This window comes from Shinella sp. R2-11, assembly GCF_055330205.1.
Genome location: NZ_JBVAPC010000007.1, coordinates 223875 through 240875 on the forward strand (window position 1 = coordinate 223875; position 17001 = coordinate 240875).

Sequence of the window (17001 nt, forward strand, 5' to 3'; positions counted from 1 at the left end):
GCCTCACTGCTATCGAGCCACGACCTCTCCTCCGTCAAGCCCGACGATGACGTTGGCGGGTGGGGTGAGGTCGTGCCTATGCCGGAGCGGGCCCCACTCTCCCCGTTTTGTGAACGGTTTGTCACCGTTTCCCGCATTGCAGATTGGTTAATGCGACCTTAATTCCCTCCTTGGGAGGATATCGAGGTCGAAATGGATACTGCTGCTAATCTCCTGCCGGTCGCCTTCATGGGTGTCGGCGTCTATGTCTTCTTCCGCTGGGTGGTGCGGGACATGAACCGCCCGACGCGGCGCTAGAACACCCTCCCCTCACGCGTTGCCGATCAGCACCCCAGCCGCCAGCACGAGGCCGCCGCCGAGCACGACCTGCAGCACAGCGCGGAAGAACGGCGTTTCCATGTAGCGGTTCTGGATGAAGGCGATGGCCCAGAGCTCGATGAAGACGACGACGACGGCGATGGTCGTCGCCAGCATGAAATTCGGGATGAGATAGGGCAGCGCGTGGCCGAGGCCGCCGAGCGCCGTCATGATGCCCGAGGCGAGGCCGCGTTTCACCGGCGAGCCGCGGCCGGAGAGCTTGCCGTCGTCATGGGCGGCTTCCGTGAAGCCCATGGAGATACCCGCGCCCACCGACGCCGAGAGGCCGACGAGGAAGGTCTGCCAGGTATTCTGCGTGGCGAAGGCGGCGGCGAAGATCGGCGCGAGCGTCGAGACCGAGCCGTCCATCAGGCCGGCAAGGCCGGGCTGCACATAGGTCAGCACGAATTGCCGCCGCGCCGTCTGGTCCTCCTCCGCCTTCACATCGACGGGCGTATGCTCCTCGCCGAGCCGGTGGGCGAGCGATTCGTGCGACTTCTCCGCCAGCGCCAGATCGCCGAGCAGCTTGCGCGTCGGCGCGTCCTGCGTGCGCGCGGCGGCGGTCAGATAGAAGCGGTGCGCCGCCTCCTCCATGGCCTCGGCCTGCTCGCGGATCCTGTCGAGCGGCATGTTGCGGATCAGCCAGTCGGGCTTCCGCTCCGGGAAATCGCGGACATGTTCGCGCCGGACCAGCGGAATGCGATCGCCGAAGCGCTCGATATGGCGGTCGATCAGCATCTGGCGGTGATGGCTCTCCTCCTCCGCCATCTCCTCGAAGATGCGGGCGGAATTGGGATAGGCATCCCGCAGCGCATCCGCATAGGCGAGATAGATGCGGCCGTCATCCTCCTCGGAGGAGATGGCGAGGGCGAGGATTTCCTGCTCGCCGAGCGATTCGAGGCTGCGCTTGCCGGAGCGGAGGAGGCGGGAGAACATCTGCGATCATCCAGTTTAGAATTATTCTAAATATAGGAGAAAGAGTGGCCCGGTCAACCTCGACAGGGTGCGATGCATGCGGCTAGATTGGCCTTCGCAGAGACAGTAAGGGACGAGACGTGACCGGTGCATTGAAGCCGCTTTCCACAAGCCGCGACACGCTGCTCGACCGTCTCGGCCGCCTGATCGCCGACCGGCTGCAAAGCCAGACATCCGGCTACGAGCCCTATACGCCCTCCGATCCCGAGACGCTGGCGCGCACGCTGCGGCCCGGCGATATCCTGTTGGTGGAGGGCAACCAGAAGGTCTCGGCGGCGATCAAGTATCTCACGCAGTCGACCTGGTCCCATGCCGCGCTCTTCGTGGGCGACGCGGTGCCGCTGACGCTGGACCAGGCGGCCCTGCCGGCCACCGAGCGGCCGCAGCTCGTCGAGGTCAATCTCGGCGAGGGGTGCGTCGCCGTGCCGCTCACCAAGTACCGCACCTACAACACGCGCATCTGCCGCCCCATCGGCCTGACGCCGGAGGACCGGGATACGCTGATCGCCTTCATGATCTCGCGGCTCGGCCTGAAATACGACATGAAGAACATCACGGACATGCTGCGCTATTTCCTGCCGACGCCGCCCATTCCGGTGCGCTGGCGGCGGCGCATGATCGCCTTCGGCTCGGGCGATCCGACGCGGGCGATCTGCTCGACGCTGATCGCGGAAGCCTTCGAGGCGATCCGCTACCCGATCCTGCCGGACGTGACGCGCGCGCCCGGCCACGCGGCGGCGACCTCGACCTATTCGCGGCAGGAGATCCTGCACATCCGCCACCATTCGCTCTACACGCCGCGCGACTTCGACCTCTCGCCCTATTTCGAGATCGTCAAGCCGACGCTCAAATACGGCTTCGACTACAAGCGGCTGGAATGGGGCCCTGACAGAGAAGGGCCGTAGAACGGCCCTTCGAAGATTTGCAGTAATGTGGCGGGGGCTTATCCCTGACGCAGCGGCGAGATGGAAATCTCGACGCGGCGGTTCTGCGCGCGGCCGGCTTCCGAAGCATTGGAGGCGATCGGGCGTTCCAGGCCGTAGCCCATCGCCGACATGCGCCGCGGGTCGATGCCGCGCGAGGCAAGGTAATTGGCGACCGAGTTGGCGCGGCGCTCCGAAAGATCCTGGTTGTAGCCGGCATTGCCGACCGAGTCGGTGTGGCCGTCCACGTCGATCAGCGTCTTGTCGAACTTGCGCAGCACGATGGCGACGGAATCGAGCGTCTCGTAGAAGGGCGGGATCACCCGGTCCTGGTCGGTCGCAAAGGTGATGTTCGAGGGCATGTTGAGGATGATGCGGTCGCCGTTACGCGTGACCGAGACGCCGGTGCCCTGGAGCTGCGCGCGCAGCTCGGCTTCCTGATTGTCCATATAATTGCCGATGGCACCGCCGGCGAGCGCGCCGACGCCGGCGCCGATCAGGGCCGCGTTGCGGCGCTGGACGGGATTGTTGCCGATGAGGAGGCCGGCGACCGCGCCCATGCCCGCACCGATGGCCGCGCCGCCGGCCGTGTTGGAGACCTTCTGTTCGCCCGTATAGGGATCGGTCGTCGTGCAGGCAGAAAGAAAGGCCGCGGCAACCGCGACAATCGCGCATTTCTTGTACATTGAAGGTCCCCGGAGGTTTCGATGATTCTGCTTCAACCTAGCGATTGCGGCAGGAACATGAAAGAGACCCTTCCGCCCGGCCTTTCCCCTAGTTTTCGCTCTCTTCACCCGACGTCACCCCGGCGCTTGCCGCAACGACGAGGGCCGTTCCGAGCATCTGGAAGGGCGTCATCGGCTGGCCGAGGACGAGGAAGCCGGCAAGCGCCCCGAGCGCCGGCTCGAGGCTCATCAGGATGCCGAAGGCCGATGTCGGCATGCGGCGCAGCGCGATCATCTCCAGCGCATAGGGAAGCAGCGGCACGAGGATGGCAAGGCCGAGCATCATGCCGAGCCCTTCGGGGTTGAACGCCTCGGCGGCCCGCGGCAGGCCGAAGGGAGCGGCGACGACGGCGGCGACCAGCAGCGACATCGAAAGGCCTTCCAGCCCCCGGAACATCCTGCCCGTCTTCTTCATGAGGACGATATAGGTGCCCCAGCCGATGCCCGCGCCGCAGGCGAGGAGCACGCCGGCGGGATCGCCGATCCAGCCCGCGCCGTCATGGGACAGGAGCACGACGCCGGCAAAGGCCGCGAGCGGCCAGAGCAGCCGCCAGCCTCCGCCGAGCGACCAGGTGGCGACGGCGAGCGGGCCGAGGAACTCGATCGCCACGGTAAGGCCAAGCGGGATGCGGTCGATGGCGGCGAAGAAGCAGAGCGTCATCGCCGCCATGGTGGCGCCGAGCGATAGCGCGCTCAGCCATTGCCCGCGGCTGTAGGAGCGCACCGGCGGGCGCACGATCAGCGCCAGCACGAGCGCCGCCATGACGAGGCGGAAGAAGGTGGTGGTGGACGGCCCGTAGGCGGAAATCGCCGCCGCGGAAAAAGCCGAACCGAACTGGATGCTCGACATGGAGGCAAGACAGAGCAGGACGCCCGAAAGAAGCCCCGCATTGCCGGCGCGCGGCACTACCTGCTGATCCGCCATAAAGACCCTCCCGGCCCCGCGCTTTCCGCACGGGGCATGTTTGCAGACGTTGCTCTATCGGAGGGCCTGCCATCCGGCAAATCGATATTCGTGACGGCTTGCTTCAGAAAAATTGATGGGGCTCAGCCCGCCACGCCCTTCAGCGTATTGGCGACGTTGAGGCCGATCTCCGGCACGCCGTAGCCGCCCTCCATGACGACGAGCACCGGCACGCCGCTCGCCGCGACCGCCCGGCCCATCATCACATAGTCCGGCGAGGTGAGCTTGAAGAAGGAGATCGGGTCCTTTTCGAACGTATCGACGCCGAGCGAGAGGACGATGGCCTCAGCGCCGAAGGCGGCGATGCGCTTCAGGGCATCGAGAAGCGCCGCCTCCCAGACGGAATAGGACGTTCCGGGCGCCATGGGATAGTTCTGCGTCGTGCCCGCGCCCGCGCCCTTGCCGGTCTCCTCCGCATAGCCGAGGAAATGCGGGAAGGCCTCGGCCGGATCGCCGTGCAGCGAGGCGAAATAGACGTCGCCGCGCTCGTAGAAGATATCCTGCGTGCCGTTGCCGTGGTGGAAGTCGACGTCGAGGATCGCGACCTTCCTCGCGCCCTTGTCGAGGAGGCGCTGGGCGGCGACCGCGGCGTTGTTGATGAAGCAGTAGCCGCCGAAGCTGTCGATGCCGGCATGGTGGCCTGGCGGGCGGCAGAGCGCGAAAGCCGCCTTCGCGCCATCTGCGACGATATCGGCCGCCGTCAATGCCGTGCGCATGGAGGAAAGCGCCGCTTCCCAGGTGCCGGGCGAGATCGCCGTCTCGGAGGCGTTGCAATAATAGCCGAGCAGGCCGTCGATCTGGGTCGGAATGCGCGGCGAGGTGCGGCGCACGGGGAAGGACGTGGCGATGGCCTCGCCCCTGTAGCCGGCGGCCTTCCACTGGTCCCAGGCGGTTTCGAGGAAGGAAAGATAGCCGGCGTCATGCACCTTCAGCGCGGTTTCCAGACCGTATTGGTCGGGCGCGGCGATGTCGGTGAAGCCGGCATCCTTGACCGCGGCGAGGATCCATTCGGCCCGGAACGGCGCCTCGAAGGGCGGCACCAGTTCGCCGCCGTAAAGCTCGCTGCGAGCGTTCCTGAGCTTGTGGTCCTCGGAAAAGATGACGCGCATGAAGGGCTCCCCGGTTTTCATTCGGCGCGACGGTAGTGCATTTTTTCCGGAAGGGAAATCTCTCCCGCGGGGTAGGAAGGGACCCTTCGCCCCGCGGGCGGCGGAGCGAAGGGTGCGGCCCGGTCGGGATCAGGCGACGGCGGCGCGCTGCTGACGGGCAAGGCCGATCTCCTTGAGGAGCAGGATATCGGCGACCGCGACGGCGGCAACCGCGATGACACCCATGCCCGCCAGCGTCAGGCCGCCGCGGGCAAGCAGGAGAACGGCGATGCTGCCGAGGACCCAGAGGGCATCCCCCGTGACGGCAACGCGCACGGCGGCGGGTGACGGCCGGTCCTGCCGGCCGACCGCGAGGTGGAAGGCGCCCCAGAGGACGAAGAAGGCGGCAAGGCCGGTGAGGACGGCGAACGTCGCATGCGGGCCGACGAGGCCGCCGATCGGGCCGGCGAAGAGGAAGAGGGCGATGCCCGCGGCGAGAGAGAAGACGCCGTCGGCGAGCATGACGGATTTCAGGAGATTGCGGTTGAGGGCTGCGAACATGATGGGCTCCTTTCGTTGTCGATGGGACCCATCCTGTCGCGGCGAGGGAGGCAAACCAATTACCTTGGAGGTAATGGAAATTCCGCTGCCCCTCCTGTCTATTGCAAACAGGCATGGAGGCGGACATGGAATTCGGCGAACATCTCAGGGAATGGCGCAGCCACCGGCGCCTCAGCCAATTGGAGCTGGCGAGCGAGGCGGGCATTTCGGCCCGCCACCTCTCCTTCCTGGAGACCGGCCGCTCGCGCCCCTCGGAGGGCATGATCCTGCGGCTTTCCGCCGTGCTCGACATTCCGGCGCGCGACCAGGGCCTGCTCTTCTCCGCGGCCGGCTTCCGGCCGCGCTTTACCACCGCGCCGGCGGCCAGCCTTTCGGCCTTTCCACCGGCAGTGGCCGAGGCCATCGGCCTCATCCTCGCCCGCCACGATCCCTATCCGGGCGTCGTCTTCGACCATGAATACAATGTGCTGACGGCGAACCAGGCCTTTCTCGGCCTTGCCGGCATGGCAGGGATTACGGTTTCGCCGGGCGACAATTTCCTCGACGCCTATCTCGGCGCGACGCCGCTGCGCTCCATAATCGTCAACTGGGCGCAGTCGGTCGCCGATCTCGTCCACCGCATCCGCGCCGAGGCCTGGCTGCAGGGGCCGCGCAGCCCGCTTTCAAAACGCATCGAGCGGCTGGCGGCGGCGGAAGAAATCCGCGCGGCGCTGGAAGCCTTTCCGGAAAGCGAGCGGCTGCCGGTCCTGCCCATCGAGATGAAGATCGGCGTAAAGCGCTTCAACTGGATCACCACGCTCACCTCCTTCGGCTCGGCGCAGGATGCGCTGGTGCAGGGCGTGCTGATCGAGAGCTTCTTTCCGGCCGATGCCGAGACGCGGGCTCACTTCGAGGCGGCGGAGGCGCCGAAGACGAAGCGGGAATAGCCGAGGAAGGACCAGACCATTGCCACGATGGACGCGATGGCGACGGCAAGCACCGGCCAGAGCGCCGGGAAGGCCAGAAGGATCGCCGAATAGACCGCATAGTTGAGGAGGGCGGCGCTGATGCCAACCCCGCCATAGCGCGTGCCTTCCACTGCCAGCCCCCGGTCGCTGCGGCCGAAGGTGAAGCTGCGGTTCAGCCAGAAGGTGACGAGCATGGCCGCCGCGATGGCGAGGATGCGCGCGCCGAACGGCCCGAGCGGCGTTGCCCTCAGAAGCAGCGCCAGAACGCCGGCATCGACCAGAAAGCCGACCCCGCCGACGACGGCGAAGGCGAGGACGCGCCTCATGCCGCGCGCGAATGCGCCGGCGTCTCTTCGGCCGGGCGGGCGCGGCGGCGATGGCCGGTATGGCCGGCGGGCAGGTTCATGTAGTGGATGCGCAACTGCTCGGCCCGGGCGCGGGCGAGCGAATCGAGGATCATGCCGGCGGAGAAGACGAGGAAGGAGATCATCATGAGCACCAGCGAGAAGACCCAGGTCGGCATGCGGTCGACGAGGCCGGTGCGGAAATAGGCGGCGAGGACGGGCGCCATGAAGACGAGGCTGAGGCCCATGAAGCCGCCGCTGATCGCGCCGAAGAAGGTGAAGGGGCGCGTCTCCTTCATCAGCATGGCGAACATCCAGAGGATCTTAGCGCCGTCGCGGAAGGTGGAGAGCTTGGAATGCGAGCCGTCCGGGCGGCGGCCGTAGTCGAGCTCCAGCTCGGCGACCGGCAGGCGCAGGCGCGAGGCATGCACCGACATTTCCGTCTCGATCTCGAAGCCGCCGGAAACGGCTGGGAAGCTCTTGGCGAAGCGGCGCGAGAAGACGCGGTAGCCCGAGAAGATATCGGAGAAATCGTTGCCGAAGAGCGAGCGGTAGAGCGTGTTGAAGATGCGGTTGCCGAAGGCGTGGCCCTGGCGGCCGGCATCGGCATGCACGCCGCGGCGCGTGCCGACGACCATGTCGGCGCCCTCGGTGATCAGCGTGCGGATGAGCTCCGGCGCATCCGGGGCGGCATAGGTGCCGTCGCCGTCGGCCATGACATAGATATCCGCATCGATGTCGGAGAACATGCGGCGCACCACATTGCCCTTGCCCTGGCGGCGCTCGCGCACCACCGTCGCGCCGGCCAGCGCGGCGCGCAGCGCCGTCGAATCGGTGGAATTGTTGTCGTAGACATAGATGCGGGCCGTCGGCAGCGCGGCGCGGAACCCGGTCACGACCTCGCCTATCGTCTGCGCCTCGTTGTAGCAGGGCAGCAGCACGGCGATATCGAGGTCTTCCAGCAAGGCATGCGTCATGGCGGCGCGATCTCCCAAGGCAGGCCGGCTCATGCGACCTCAGGTTTTACTATTTCTTGAGAAGGTTAAGGCTAGGTTTCGGCAGGCTTCCCATGGCGTCGGAAAGGGCTTCCCGTGTCGAAAACCATGCCTGCGGCTCTCCCGCTCGCACCAGCGGGCACATCCGCGCCGCGTCAGGGCATGACGCTGCAGGTGCTCGCCCTCTATGCGCTCGTGGCGATTGCCCTCCTGCTTCTCGTTTCGCTCCCCTTCGCCACGGACTATGTCGGCTCCGACAACGACGACACGATGCGGCTCGTCGTGGTGCGCGACCTGCTGGCCGGCCAGAGCTGGTTCGACACGACGCAATACCGCCTCGGCCTTGCGGGCGGCACGCTGATGCACTGGTCGCGCTTCATCGACCTGCCGATCGCCAATCTCATCAGCTTCTTCTCGCTGTTCACCGATGCGCGGCAGGCCGAGGCCATCGCGCTCGCCGTCTGGCCGACATTCCTCGTCGTGCCGGTGCTGTTCGGCATGGGGCTTGCGGGCTACCGGCTCGGCGGCAAGGCCGCCATGCATGCGACGCTGGTGCTGACCACCGTCTTCGTCGTCGCGCTCAACCGCTTCCAGCCGGGCGCCATCGACCATCACAATGTCCAGCTCGCGCTTATCGCCTCTATCGCGGCCATGCTGCTCGACCCCGGCAGACGGGCGCGCGACCATGCGGTGGCCGGCCTGCTTGCGGGCCTTGCCATCGCCATCGGCGCGGAGACGACACCGCTGATCGGCGCCGTCTGCCTTGTCGTCGCGCTGCGCTGGGTGTGGTTCGGGCAGGCCTTCCGCGAGGCGGCGGCCGCCTTCGGCCTGTCGCTGGCGCTGACCATCACCTTCGCCTTCTTCGCGACGGTTGCGCCCGCGCGATACACACAGGTGACCTGCGACAGCCTCTCCTACGGCTTCTATGCGCTGGCGACGCTCGGCGGCGGCGTGCTGTTCCTGGTGGCCTCGCTCGCCAGCGGCCGGTCGTTCGGCGGGCGGCTTGCGGCGCTTGCGGGTGCCGGCGCGATCCTTGCGGCCTCGGTGCTGATCATCGCGCCCGGCTGCCTTGCCAACCCGCTCGACACGCTCGATCCGCTGTTGAAGACCTTCTGGCTCTCCGGCGTCATCGAGGCGCAATCGGCCGTCGCGCAGTTCAGGCTCGATCCGGGATCGGTCGGCAGCTTCTATGCGCCCGGCCTTCTCGCCATGCTGGTCTGCCTCTGGCGCATCCGGCGGAAGGAAGCCGCCGAGGGGCATCTCGTCGTCCTCGGCCTGCTGGCGGTCGCCTTCGCCGTCTCACTGATCCAGATCCGCGGCGCGATCTTCTCCAACATGCTCTCGGCCCTGCCGCTCGGCCTTGCCATCGCCGATCTCAGGAAAGCCTCCAACGCCGCCCCGAAGAACCTCAAGCTCGGGCTCGCCTTCATCGCCATGACGCTCGCCTCCGTGCCCGCAAGCTGGGCACTGGCCGGCGCGCTGCTGCCCGGCCGCTCGCAGGATACGCTGCGCGCCGGGCTATCGAGCACCGCCGCCGAGCGCCCCTCCTGCACCGCCGAGGCATCGATCGCCCCGCTCGCCGCCGAGCCCGTCGGCGTTGTGGCCGGCGCCTCCAATCTCGGTTCGCCGATCCTGCGCTACACCGGCCACCGCGTTCTTTCCGCGCCCTATCACCGCAACCAGGGCGGCATGCTGACGGAACTGCATATCGGTCTTTCCAACTCGCACCAGGCGGAAGCCTTCCTGCGCGGCGCGCATGTCACGCTGCTCGCCTTCTGCGGCGACGATACGCAGACCCGCGACATCGCCGAAGCGGAGCCCGGCGGCCTTTACGCCGATCTCCTCAAGGGCAGGGTGCCGGCCTATCTGGAGCCGGTCGCGGGCACGCAAAACGCCGCCTTGCAGCTCTATCGGGTCCGGCCGGAATAGGGCTGGGGATGCCGGCGCGCCCTGCCGTGCCATCGGCGGGAAAACGCACTACACTTGCCGCCATGAGCTTCTTTTCCGAAAACGATTCGCCCAGCAACCTTGCCGAATATTCGGTGTCGGAGCTTTCCGGCTCCATCAAGCGCACCGTCGAGCAAGCCTTCGACCAGGTGCGGGTGCGCGGCGAGATTTCCGGCTATCGCGGCCCGCATTCCTCGGGCCATGCCTATTTCTCGCTGAAGGACGACCGGGCGCGCATCGACGCGGTGATCTGGAAGGGCAGTTTCTCGCGCCTGCGCTTCAAGCCGGAAGAGGGCATGGAGGTGATCGCCACCGGCAAGATCACCACCTTCCCCGGCTCCTCGAAATACCAGATCGTCATCGAGACGCTGGAGCCGGCCGGCGCCGGCGCGCTGATGGCGCTGCTGGAAGAGCGCCGCCGCAAGCTTGCCGCCGAAGGGCTCTTCGACGCCGAGCGCAAGAAGCCCCTGCCCTTCCTGCCGAGGGTCATCGGCGTCGTCACCTCGCCCACCGGCGCGGTCATCCGCGACATCCTCCACCGCATCGCCGACCGGTTCCCGGTCCATGTCGTCATCTGGCCCGTCAAGGTGCAGGGCGAAGGCTCGGGGCAGGAGGTGGCGGCGGCCATCGAGGGCTTCAACACGCTGGACCCGTTCGGCCCGATCCGTCGGCCGGACGTGCTGATCGTCGCGCGCGGCGGCGGCAGCCTCGAAGACCTCTGGAGCTTCAACGACGAGATCGTCGTGCGCGCCGCGGCGGCCTCCAATATCCCGCTGATTTCCGCCGTCGGCCACGAGACGGACTGGACGCTGATCGACCATGCGGCCGACCGGCGCGCGCCGACGCCGACGGGCGCGGCCGAAATGGCCGTGCCGGTGAAGGCCGACCTCGATGCGCAGGTCGCCTCGCTTGCCGCGCGGCTGCGCTCGGCCTCGGCCCGCCAGATGGACAACCGCCGGCAGGGCGTCCGCGCGCTCGCCCGAGCGCTGCCCTCGCTCGACCAGCTTCTCGCCCTGCCGCGCCGCCGCTTCGACGAGGCGGCCGCCGGCCTCGGGCGGGGCCTCCAGATGAACACGGTAAACAAGCGCCGGGCCTTCGAGCGCACCGCCGCCCATCTGCGGCCCGACATGCTCCTCACCCGCATCACCGAGCGCCGCCAGCGCGTTTCCGAGCGGCTGCAAAGGGCGGAGCGCATCGTGGAGCGCCGGCTCGACCAGCTGCGCGCCCGGCTCTCCGCCTTCGACGTATCGCTGCGCGCGACGCCCGCCCGCATCAAGACCCAGACCGAACGCGCCCGCGACCGGCTGAACGGCCTTGCGCTCAGGGCCGAAAGCGCGCTTTCCGGCGATCTTTCCCGGCGTCGCGCCCTACTTTCGGCGCAGGACCGCATGCTGCAATCGCTCTCCTACCGCAATGTGCTGAAGCGCGGCTACGCGCTGGTGCGCGACGAAGAGGGGGCACCCGTGAAGGGCGCGGCGGAGCTTGGCCCCGGCCGCGCCATCGCCATCGAGTTCGTCGACGGCACGGTGGACGCCGTTACCGGATCGGGCGGCGGCGCGCCGCGCCGGAAGCCGACCAGGGCGGAGGCGGAAAAGCCCGCGCCGCGCCAGGGCTCGCTGTTCTGAGGCCGCCATGCGCATTCTTCTCGTGCTCGCCCATCCGCTGGAGGAAAGCTTCGCCGCAAGCGTCGCCGGGACGGTGCGCAGGAAGCTCGAAGCGAACGGCCATACGGTCGATCTCATCGACCTCTACCGCGAGGGCTTCGATCCGCGGCTAAGTCAAAGCGAGCGTTCGCGCTATTTCGAGCCGGACTACGATCCGTCCGAGGCCGAGCCCTATATCTCCCGGCTGAAGCAGGCGGAGGGGTTGGTGCTCGTCTTCCCGCAATGGTGGTTCAATTTCCCGGCCATCCTGAAGGGCTTCTTCGACCGCGCCTTCGCGCCGGGCGTCGCCTTCGAGAACGATCCGGACGGCGGGCGCATCCAGCCGAAGCTCGGCAATATCCGCCTCTTCTGGGCCTTCACCACGACGGGTTCGCCCTGGTGGGTGGTGCATCTCTACATGGGCAATCCCGTGAAGCGCCTGTTGAAACGCGGCATCGCCGCCTTCTGCGCCAAGGGGCTCGATTTCAGGCTGGTCAGCCTGCACGACATGGACCGCATCGGCGAGGAAAAGCGCAAGGCGCATCTCGCGCGGGTCGAAAGGCTCATCGAGCGGATATGAGCTCGAACGCATGCTGCGGCATCAGGCGCTCCCCAGCTCATTACTCGAACTCCCTCAGGAACTTCCGCAACAACTCATCCAGCGCCGCGCGCTCTTCAGGACTCAGCCCCTCGAGCAACCGGTGCTCATTCCCGACATGGGCCGTCACCGCCTCGTCCACCAGCGCAAAGCCCTTCGGCGTCAGCGCGATGATGACGCCGCGCCGGTCGTCCGGATTGTGCGAGCGTTCGATCAGGCCCGCCTTTTCAAGCTGGTCGAGCCGGTTGGTCATGGTGCCGGAGCTGACCATGGTGGTCGCGATGAGATCGCCGGGCGAAAGCCTGTAGGGCGGGCCGGAGCGGCGCAGCGTCGCCAGCACGTCGAAGCTCGCTGAATTGAGCCCGTGCGCCAGGAGCGTCTTCTCGATCTCGCGGGCGACATGGATGCGCAGCCGCGCCAGCCGGCCGAAGAGGCCCATCGGCGCGACGTCGAGGTCCGGCCGTTCGCGCTTCCATTGCTCGAGAATTCTGTCGACGTGATCCATGGCTCGACTAAAGCAGAGATTATCTTGACGTCAAGATAAACCAATATATCTTGACTTCAAGATTCTTTGAATGGAGACATTCCATGTCCCGCGCCTCCGATATCCTCCTCACCGCCATCGCGCCCGCCGTATGGGGCAGCACCTACATCGTCACGACCGAGCTTCTGCCGGCCGGCTATCCGCTGACCGTCGCCATGCTGCGCGCCCTGCCGGCCGGGCTTCTCCTGCTGCTGCTCGTGCGCCAATTGCCCAGGGGCATCTGGTGGCCGCGCACCGTGCTGCTCGGCGCGCTGAACTTTTCCGTCTTCTGGGCGATGCTCTTCGTCTCGGCCTATCGGCTGCCGGGCGGCGTGGCCGCGACGGTCGGGGCCATCCAGCCGCTGATCGTGCTCGGCCTGTCCCGCGCCATCATGGGAACGGCGGTGCGGCCGCTCTCGGTGCTCGCCGGCCTTGCCGGCATCGGCGGCGTCGCGCTGCTGGTGCTGACGCCGGCCGCCGCGCTCGACCCGGTCGGCATCGCCGCCGGGCTTGCCGGCGCGGTCTCCATGGCCCTCGGCACCGTGCTGTCGCGCCACTGGCAGCCGCCCGTGCCGCCGCTGACCTTCACCGCCTGGCAACTCACCGCCGGCGGCCTGCTGCTGGTGCCCGCCGCGCTGCTCCTCGAACCGGCGCTGCCGATGCCGACGGCGGAAAACCTCATCGGCTTCCTCTATCTCGGCGTCATCGGCGGGGCGCTCACCTATATCGTCTGGTTCCGCGGCCTTTCGCGGCTCGATCCGGCGACCGTCTCGCCGCTCGGCTTCCTCAGCCCGCTCGTCGCCGTCGTGCTGGGCTGGGCGCTGCTCGGGCAGGATCTCGGCCATTGGCAGATCGCCGGCATGGTCGTGGTGCTAGGCAGCGTCTGGCTCAGCCAGCGGGCGCAGGCGGCGGACCCTGCCCGCCGCGCCCAAGCGGTGCCATCGCGTGAAGTATCCGCTCGCTGACGGCCTTTGCCCCACCCGCCGTTGTCATCCCCGGCCTTGAGCCGAGGATGACAACGGTGAATGCTCGGGGCGAGCCCGAGCAGGGCGGAAGAGAAAGGCGAGACGTTATGCCCACTCGCCGGCGCGCATGACGGACACGCGGCTACCGTCGGCACGGATGCCGTCGATGTCCACCTTGTCGGAGCCGATCATCCAGTCGATATGGATGAGACTCTCATTGCCGCCCTGCGCGCAGATCTCATCGGGCGACAGGCTTGCGCCATCGAGGAAGCATTTGGAATAGCACTGGCCGAGCGCGATGTGGCAGGAGGCGTTCTCGTCGAACAGCGTGTTGTAGAAGAGGATGCCGCTCGCCGAGATCGGCGAGGAATGCGGCACCAGCGCCACCTCGCCGAGCCGGCGCGCGCCCTCGTCCGTATCCAGCACCTTGTTCAGCACCGCCTCGCCCTTCGAGGCCTTCGCCTCGACAATGCGGCCGCCCTCGAAGCGCACCCGGATATCGTCGATCAGCGTGCCCTGGTGGGAGAGCGGCTTGGTGGAGGAGACATGGCCCTCGACGCGCAGCGCATGGGGCGTGGTGAAGACCTCTTCCGTCGGGATGTTGGGATTGCAGGTGATGCCGTTCTTCGCCGTGGAGGCGCCGCCGTGCCATTCGTGGCCGTCGGCAAGGCCGACCGTCAGGTCCGTACCCGGTCCCTGGAAGTGCAGGGCCGAGAAACGCTCGCCGTTCAGCCAGGCCGAGCGCTTGGCGAGGTTGGCATTGTGCTCAGCCCAGGCGGCGACCGGATCGGCGACATCGACGCGGGAGGCGGCGAAGATGGCGTTGGCGAGCTTTTCGACCGCCACGTTCTCCGGGTCGTTCGGGAAGACCTGCCTGGCCCAGGAGGGGTTCGGATAGGAGACGATGTTCCAGTTGATGTCGAAATTGGCGATCTTCTCCAGCGCCGGCTTGTAGGCGGTGGAATTGGCCTTGTTGGCGCGGGCGACCTTGGCCGGGTCCTCGCCGGAAAGCAGCATCGGGTTGTCGCCGGCAATGGCGAGGCGCGCCGCGCCGTTGGCATAGGCCTTGGCCATGCCCTCGTAGAGCCAGTCCGTCGCGCGGTCGAAGCTCTCGTCCGGCGCATGGCGGTAGCGGGCGAGCGTCGCCTCCTCGTCGGCATAGAAGGTGCTGACGAGGCCCGCACCGGCGATATAGGCATGCTTGGTGATGAGGCGGACGAGCGGCAGCGCGGCGATGGGCGCGGTCATCACGAGGTCCTGCCCCTTCTGGAGCTGGAGGCCGACGCGCACGGCGACTTCGGCGAGTTTTTCGAGCTTTTGCGGATCGACGGAGGGATTGGTCATGGCAGCCTGCTTTCTGGAATCGATGCGGGAAACGTAGTGCGCCCAAGCGGCAAAGAGAAGGTCAGGCGATGACGGGCGCGGCAATCGCCTTCAGCGCCGCCACCACGTCGCGCGGGTCAAGGCGTACCTGGAGGCCGCGCTGGCCGCCGTTCATGTAGACCGCCTCATGCGCCAGCGCCTCCGCCTCGATGGCGGTCGGCACCTGCTTCTTCTGGCCGAAGGGGCTGATGCCGCCGACGACGAAGCCGGTCAGCCGCTCGGCATCGGCCGGCTTCATCATGTTGGCGGACTTGCCCTTGAAGGCGCTCGCCAGCTTCTTCATGCTGACCTCGCGGTCCGACGGCACGATGACGCAGACCGGCTTGCCGTCCACCTCCGCCATCAGCGTCTTGAGGACACGCGCCGGATCCTCCCCCAGCGCCTCGGCGGCCTGGATGCCGACACGGTCGGCGGTCGGGTCGTAGTCGTAGGTGTGGACGGTGAAGGAAACGCCGGCCTTGGCGAGGGCCTGGGTGGCGCGGGTGGTCTTGGACATGGCGGGCCATCAATGAGAAATCGATCGGTCCGCATGGGTGCAGGAGAGGGGCCGGCATGTCAATGCGGTCGGGGCGCCGGTGAGCGACAGCGCGCCTGTTCCCGCGGGAACAGCGGGCGGCGGAGGGATGTGAGACCTTCTGATCACCGGATGAGAGAGGCTCATCCCCACCGATCAGGAGAGAGACCCATGCGCAAGATCATCGTTTCCGCCACCATCGCCCTCGTCGCCGCCATCTCCTTCGCCGCTCCCTCGCAGGCCGGCTACTACAGCTACGGCTACGAGCCCTATTGCTTCGTCAAGAAGGTGAAGACCTACGACTACTACGGCAATGTGATCGTCAAGAAGATCAGGGTCTGCCGCTAAACGGCCCCTCACTGACCTCCCCGAAGGCCCGGATGTTCCCTGCATCCGGGTCTTTCGTTGTCCGGCGGTGCGGATGCGTGGACCCTCGGGTCGAGCCCGAGGATGACGACAGAAGGGAAGTTGGCGCACCTACCAGCCGGCCCGCATGCCGCAGCGTTCAAGGGAAGCGGAAACATGCCCTCCCCTCCGTCATCCCCGGGGCTCGACCCGGGGAGCGGCACGGCACGCTCAATAGCCGGCGCTGCGATCCACCAGATGTTCCAGCGGCTTGCCGCTTTCCAGCCGGCCGATCTGGTGGGCGACGTGGCGGAAGAGGGCGGCGACGTCGGAGGCGGCGGCGGCGTGGGGGGTCATGAAGACCTTGTCCATCGACCAGAAGGGGCTTTCGAGCGGCAGCGGCTCCTGCTGGAAGACGTCGAGCGAGGCACCGTGCAGTGTGCCGTCGTTGACGGAGGCGACGATGTCGGCCTCGACCTGGCTGCCGCCGCGGCCGCCATTGATGAAGACCGGGGCGCCGAACGGGCCCTTGCGGCTGAGGCGGGTGAAGAGGCCGGTATTGTAGATATCGCGCGTATCCGGCGTCAGCGGCAGCAGGCCGACGAGGAAATCGGTCCTGCCGAGGAAGGCGTCGAGGCCCTTTTCGTCATAGGTCTCGAAGCCCTCGGCCTTGCGGCCGCTCTTCGACCAGCCGATGACGTTGAAGCCGAGCGCCCTCAGCTTTTGTGCCGAATCCTGCCCGAGCACGCCGAAGCCCATGATGCCGACGGTGATGTCCTTCGCCTCGGGCTGGGGAAGCTCGCGCCAGATGCGCTTTTGCCGCAGCGCCTCGTAGGCCTGGTGCTGGCGCAGGTGCATGAGGCATTGCATGACGATCCATTCGCTCATGCGGGTCGTCAGCGTGTCGTCGACGAAGCGGACGAGCGGCACGTCCGGCAGGCCGGGCAGCGTCAGGACGTGATCGACGCCGGCGCCGCCGGAGAAGACGACCTTGAGGTCCTTGGCACGGGAGAAGAGATCGGCGCTTGGCCGCCAGACCACGGCGTAGTCGATGCCGGAAAGGTCGCGGTTGCGGTTTGCCGGATGCAGCAGGTTGATGACCTCGCGCCCGGGAAACGCGCCCTTGAGCGCGGCGGCGACCTCTTCCTGGTCGAATTTCAGATCGATGATGACCGGGCTTTTCGTCGACATGCTGCTTCCTGCT

18 protein-coding genes are annotated in these 17001 nt (G+C 67.2%); 7 read left to right on the top strand and 11 right to left on the bottom strand.

What is annotated here, in order from left to right:
- Positions 1-309: 309 nt before the first annotated feature.
- On the bottom strand, positions 310-1293 hold the full coding sequence (gene mbfA, locus ACZ1A1_RS18525; protein ID WP_463621061.1) for an iron exporter MbfA: 984 nt from the start codon (positions 1291-1293) through the stop codon (positions 310-312).
- Between the two features lie 119 nt (positions 1294-1412).
- Between mbfA and ACZ1A1_RS18530 the strand changes: the two genes are divergently transcribed.
- The gene (locus ACZ1A1_RS18530) at positions 1413-2237 is read left to right on the top strand and encodes a C40 family peptidase (protein ID WP_313195682.1); all 825 of its coding nucleotides are present in this window, start codon (positions 1413-1415) and stop codon (positions 2235-2237) included.
- Positions 2238-2275: 38 nt separating this feature from the next.
- On the opposite strand, the gene ACZ1A1_RS18535 is transcribed toward ACZ1A1_RS18530, so the two are convergent.
- The 4 genes from ACZ1A1_RS18535 to ACZ1A1_RS18550 form a co-directional block, all read right to left on the bottom strand.
- Positions 2276-2941 (bottom strand): YiaD family glycine zipper/OmpA-like lipoprotein, encoded by a 666-nt coding sequence (locus tag ACZ1A1_RS18535; RefSeq protein WP_119257264.1) that lies wholly within the window; start codon positions 2939-2941, stop codon positions 2276-2278.
- Between the two features lie 88 nt (positions 2942-3029).
- On the bottom strand, positions 3030-3905 hold the full coding sequence (locus ACZ1A1_RS18540) for an EamA family transporter (RefSeq protein ID WP_463621062.1): 876 nt from the start codon (positions 3903-3905) through the stop codon (positions 3030-3032).
- A 122-nt stretch (positions 3906-4027) separates the two neighbouring features.
- Complete coding sequence (locus ACZ1A1_RS18545) at positions 4028-5053, bottom strand: histone deacetylase family protein (protein ID WP_463621063.1); 1026 nt, start codon at positions 5051-5053, stop codon at positions 4028-4030.
- A gap of 129 nt (positions 5054-5182) precedes the next feature.
- On the bottom strand, positions 5183-5593 hold the full coding sequence (locus tag ACZ1A1_RS18550; RefSeq protein ID WP_463621064.1) for a hypothetical protein: 411 nt from the start codon (positions 5591-5593) through the stop codon (positions 5183-5185).
- 125 nt (positions 5594-5718) lie between these two features.
- Between ACZ1A1_RS18550 and ACZ1A1_RS18555 the strand changes: the two genes are divergently transcribed.
- On the top strand, positions 5719-6519 hold the full coding sequence (locus ACZ1A1_RS18555) for a helix-turn-helix domain-containing protein (protein ID WP_463621065.1): 801 nt from the start codon (positions 5719-5721) through the stop codon (positions 6517-6519).
- On the opposite strand, the gene ACZ1A1_RS18560 is transcribed toward ACZ1A1_RS18555, so the two are convergent.
- Together ACZ1A1_RS18560 and ACZ1A1_RS18565 are read right to left on the bottom strand one after the other, a co-directional pair.
- A complete protein-coding gene (locus ACZ1A1_RS18560; protein ID WP_415214205.1) occupies positions 6477-6866 on the bottom strand; it encodes a GtrA family protein in 390 nt (129 codons plus the stop codon). The genes ACZ1A1_RS18555 and ACZ1A1_RS18560 overlap by 43 nt on opposite strands.
- Positions 6863-7861: a glycosyltransferase gene (locus ACZ1A1_RS18565; RefSeq protein ID WP_463621066.1), complete on the bottom strand. Its 999-nt coding sequence runs from the start codon at positions 7859-7861 to the stop codon at positions 6863-6865. Before ACZ1A1_RS18565 ends, ACZ1A1_RS18560 begins: the two co-directional genes overlap by 4 nt.
- Before the next feature lie 126 nt (positions 7862-7987).
- On the opposite strand from ACZ1A1_RS18565, the gene ACZ1A1_RS18570 reads away from it, so the two are divergent.
- From ACZ1A1_RS18570 to ACZ1A1_RS18580, 3 genes are all read left to right on the top strand, one after another.
- The gene (locus ACZ1A1_RS18570) at positions 7988-9808 is read left to right on the top strand and encodes a hypothetical protein (protein WP_463621068.1); all 1821 of its coding nucleotides are present in this window, start codon (positions 7988-7990) and stop codon (positions 9806-9808) included.
- A 62-nt stretch (positions 9809-9870) separates the two neighbouring features.
- The gene (gene xseA / locus ACZ1A1_RS18575) at positions 9871-11451 is read left to right on the top strand and encodes an exodeoxyribonuclease VII large subunit (RefSeq protein WP_463621069.1); all 1581 of its coding nucleotides are present in this window, start codon (positions 9871-9873) and stop codon (positions 11449-11451) included.
- Between the two features lie 7 nt (positions 11452-11458).
- Entirely contained in the window at positions 11459-12049 is a 591-nt protein-coding gene (locus ACZ1A1_RS18580; protein ID WP_463621070.1) for an NAD(P)H-dependent oxidoreductase, read from the top strand.
- A 40-nt stretch (positions 12050-12089) separates the two neighbouring features.
- Here ACZ1A1_RS18580 and ACZ1A1_RS18585 read toward each other — a convergent pair whose 3' ends face one another.
- Entirely contained in the window at positions 12090-12572 is a 483-nt protein-coding gene (locus ACZ1A1_RS18585; RefSeq protein WP_463621071.1) for a MarR family winged helix-turn-helix transcriptional regulator, read from the bottom strand.
- An 83-nt stretch (positions 12573-12655) separates the two neighbouring features.
- Between ACZ1A1_RS18585 and ACZ1A1_RS18590 the strand changes: the two genes are divergently transcribed.
- Entirely contained in the window at positions 12656-13555 is a 900-nt protein-coding gene (locus ACZ1A1_RS18590) for an EamA family transporter (RefSeq protein ID WP_463621073.1), read from the top strand.
- A gap of 105 nt (positions 13556-13660) precedes the next feature.
- Here ACZ1A1_RS18590 and ACZ1A1_RS18595 read toward each other — a convergent pair whose 3' ends face one another.
- Both ACZ1A1_RS18595 and ybaK read right to left on the bottom strand, forming a co-directional pair.
- Positions 13661-14899 (bottom strand): aminopeptidase, encoded by a 1239-nt coding sequence (locus tag ACZ1A1_RS18595; RefSeq protein WP_463621074.1) that lies wholly within the window; start codon positions 14897-14899, stop codon positions 13661-13663.
- Between the two features lie 61 nt (positions 14900-14960).
- A complete protein-coding gene (gene ybaK, locus ACZ1A1_RS18600; RefSeq protein ID WP_463621075.1) occupies positions 14961-15434 on the bottom strand; it encodes a Cys-tRNA(Pro) deacylase in 474 nt (157 codons plus the stop codon).
- Between the two features lie 189 nt (positions 15435-15623).
- Here ybaK and ACZ1A1_RS18605 point away from each other — a divergent pair, with 189 nt between their 5' ends.
- The gene (locus tag ACZ1A1_RS18605) at positions 15624-15800 is read left to right on the top strand and encodes a hypothetical protein (RefSeq protein WP_463621077.1); all 177 of its coding nucleotides are present in this window, start codon (positions 15624-15626) and stop codon (positions 15798-15800) included.
- 228 nt (positions 15801-16028) lie between these two features.
- Here ACZ1A1_RS18605 and ACZ1A1_RS18610 read toward each other — a convergent pair whose 3' ends face one another.
- Positions 16029-16988, bottom strand: a complete 960-nt coding sequence (locus tag ACZ1A1_RS18610) for a 2-hydroxyacid dehydrogenase (protein WP_463621078.1) — start codon at positions 16986-16988, stop codon at positions 16029-16031.
- Positions 16989-17001 lie beyond the last annotated feature (13 nt).

Coding starts and splice junctions, on each gene's coding strand:
- ACZ1A1_RS18570 (WP_463621068.1), top strand. CDS start 7,988: ATGCCTGCGGCTCTCCCGCTCGCACCAGCGGGCACATCCGCGCCGCGT.
- ACZ1A1_RS18535 (WP_119257264.1), bottom strand. CDS start 2,941: ATGTACAAGAAATGCGCGATTGTCGCGGTTGCCGCGGCCTTTCTTTCT.
- ACZ1A1_RS18555 (WP_463621065.1), top strand. CDS start 5,719: ATGGAATTCGGCGAACATCTCAGGGAATGGCGCAGCCACCGGCGCCTC.
- ACZ1A1_RS18610 (WP_463621078.1), bottom strand. CDS start 16,988: ATGTCGACGAAAAGCCCGGTCATCATCGATCTGAAATTCGACCAGGAA.
- ACZ1A1_RS18540 (WP_463621062.1), bottom strand. CDS start 3,905: ATGGCGGATCAGCAGGTAGTGCCGCGCGCCGGCAATGCGGGGCTTCTT.
- ACZ1A1_RS18590 (WP_463621073.1), top strand. CDS start 12,656: ATGTCCCGCGCCTCCGATATCCTCCTCACCGCCATCGCGCCCGCCGTA.
- ACZ1A1_RS18580 (WP_463621070.1), top strand. CDS start 11,459: ATGCGCATTCTTCTCGTGCTCGCCCATCCGCTGGAGGAAAGCTTCGCC.
- ACZ1A1_RS18565 (WP_463621066.1), bottom strand. CDS start 7,861: ATGACGCATGCCTTGCTGGAAGACCTCGATATCGCCGTGCTGCTGCCC.
- ACZ1A1_RS18560 (WP_415214205.1), bottom strand. CDS start 6,866: ATGAGGCGCGTCCTCGCCTTCGCCGTCGTCGGCGGGGTCGGCTTTCTG.
- ybaK (WP_463621075.1), bottom strand. CDS start 15,434: ATGTCCAAGACCACCCGCGCCACCCAGGCCCTCGCCAAGGCCGGCGTT.
- ACZ1A1_RS18545 (WP_463621063.1), bottom strand. CDS start 5,053: ATGCGCGTCATCTTTTCCGAGGACCACAAGCTCAGGAACGCTCGCAGC.
- ACZ1A1_RS18585 (WP_463621071.1), bottom strand. CDS start 12,572: ATGGATCACGTCGACAGAATTCTCGAGCAATGGAAGCGCGAACGGCCG.
- ACZ1A1_RS18595 (WP_463621074.1), bottom strand. CDS start 14,899: ATGACCAATCCCTCCGTCGATCCGCAAAAGCTCGAAAAACTCGCCGAA.
- ACZ1A1_RS18605 (WP_463621077.1), top strand. CDS start 15,624: ATGCGCAAGATCATCGTTTCCGCCACCATCGCCCTCGTCGCCGCCATC.
- xseA (WP_463621069.1), top strand. CDS start 9,871: ATGAGCTTCTTTTCCGAAAACGATTCGCCCAGCAACCTTGCCGAATAT.
- mbfA (WP_463621061.1), bottom strand. CDS start 1,293: ATGTTCTCCCGCCTCCTCCGCTCCGGCAAGCGCAGCCTCGAATCGCTC.
- ACZ1A1_RS18550 (WP_463621064.1), bottom strand. CDS start 5,593: ATGTTCGCAGCCCTCAACCGCAATCTCCTGAAATCCGTCATGCTCGCC.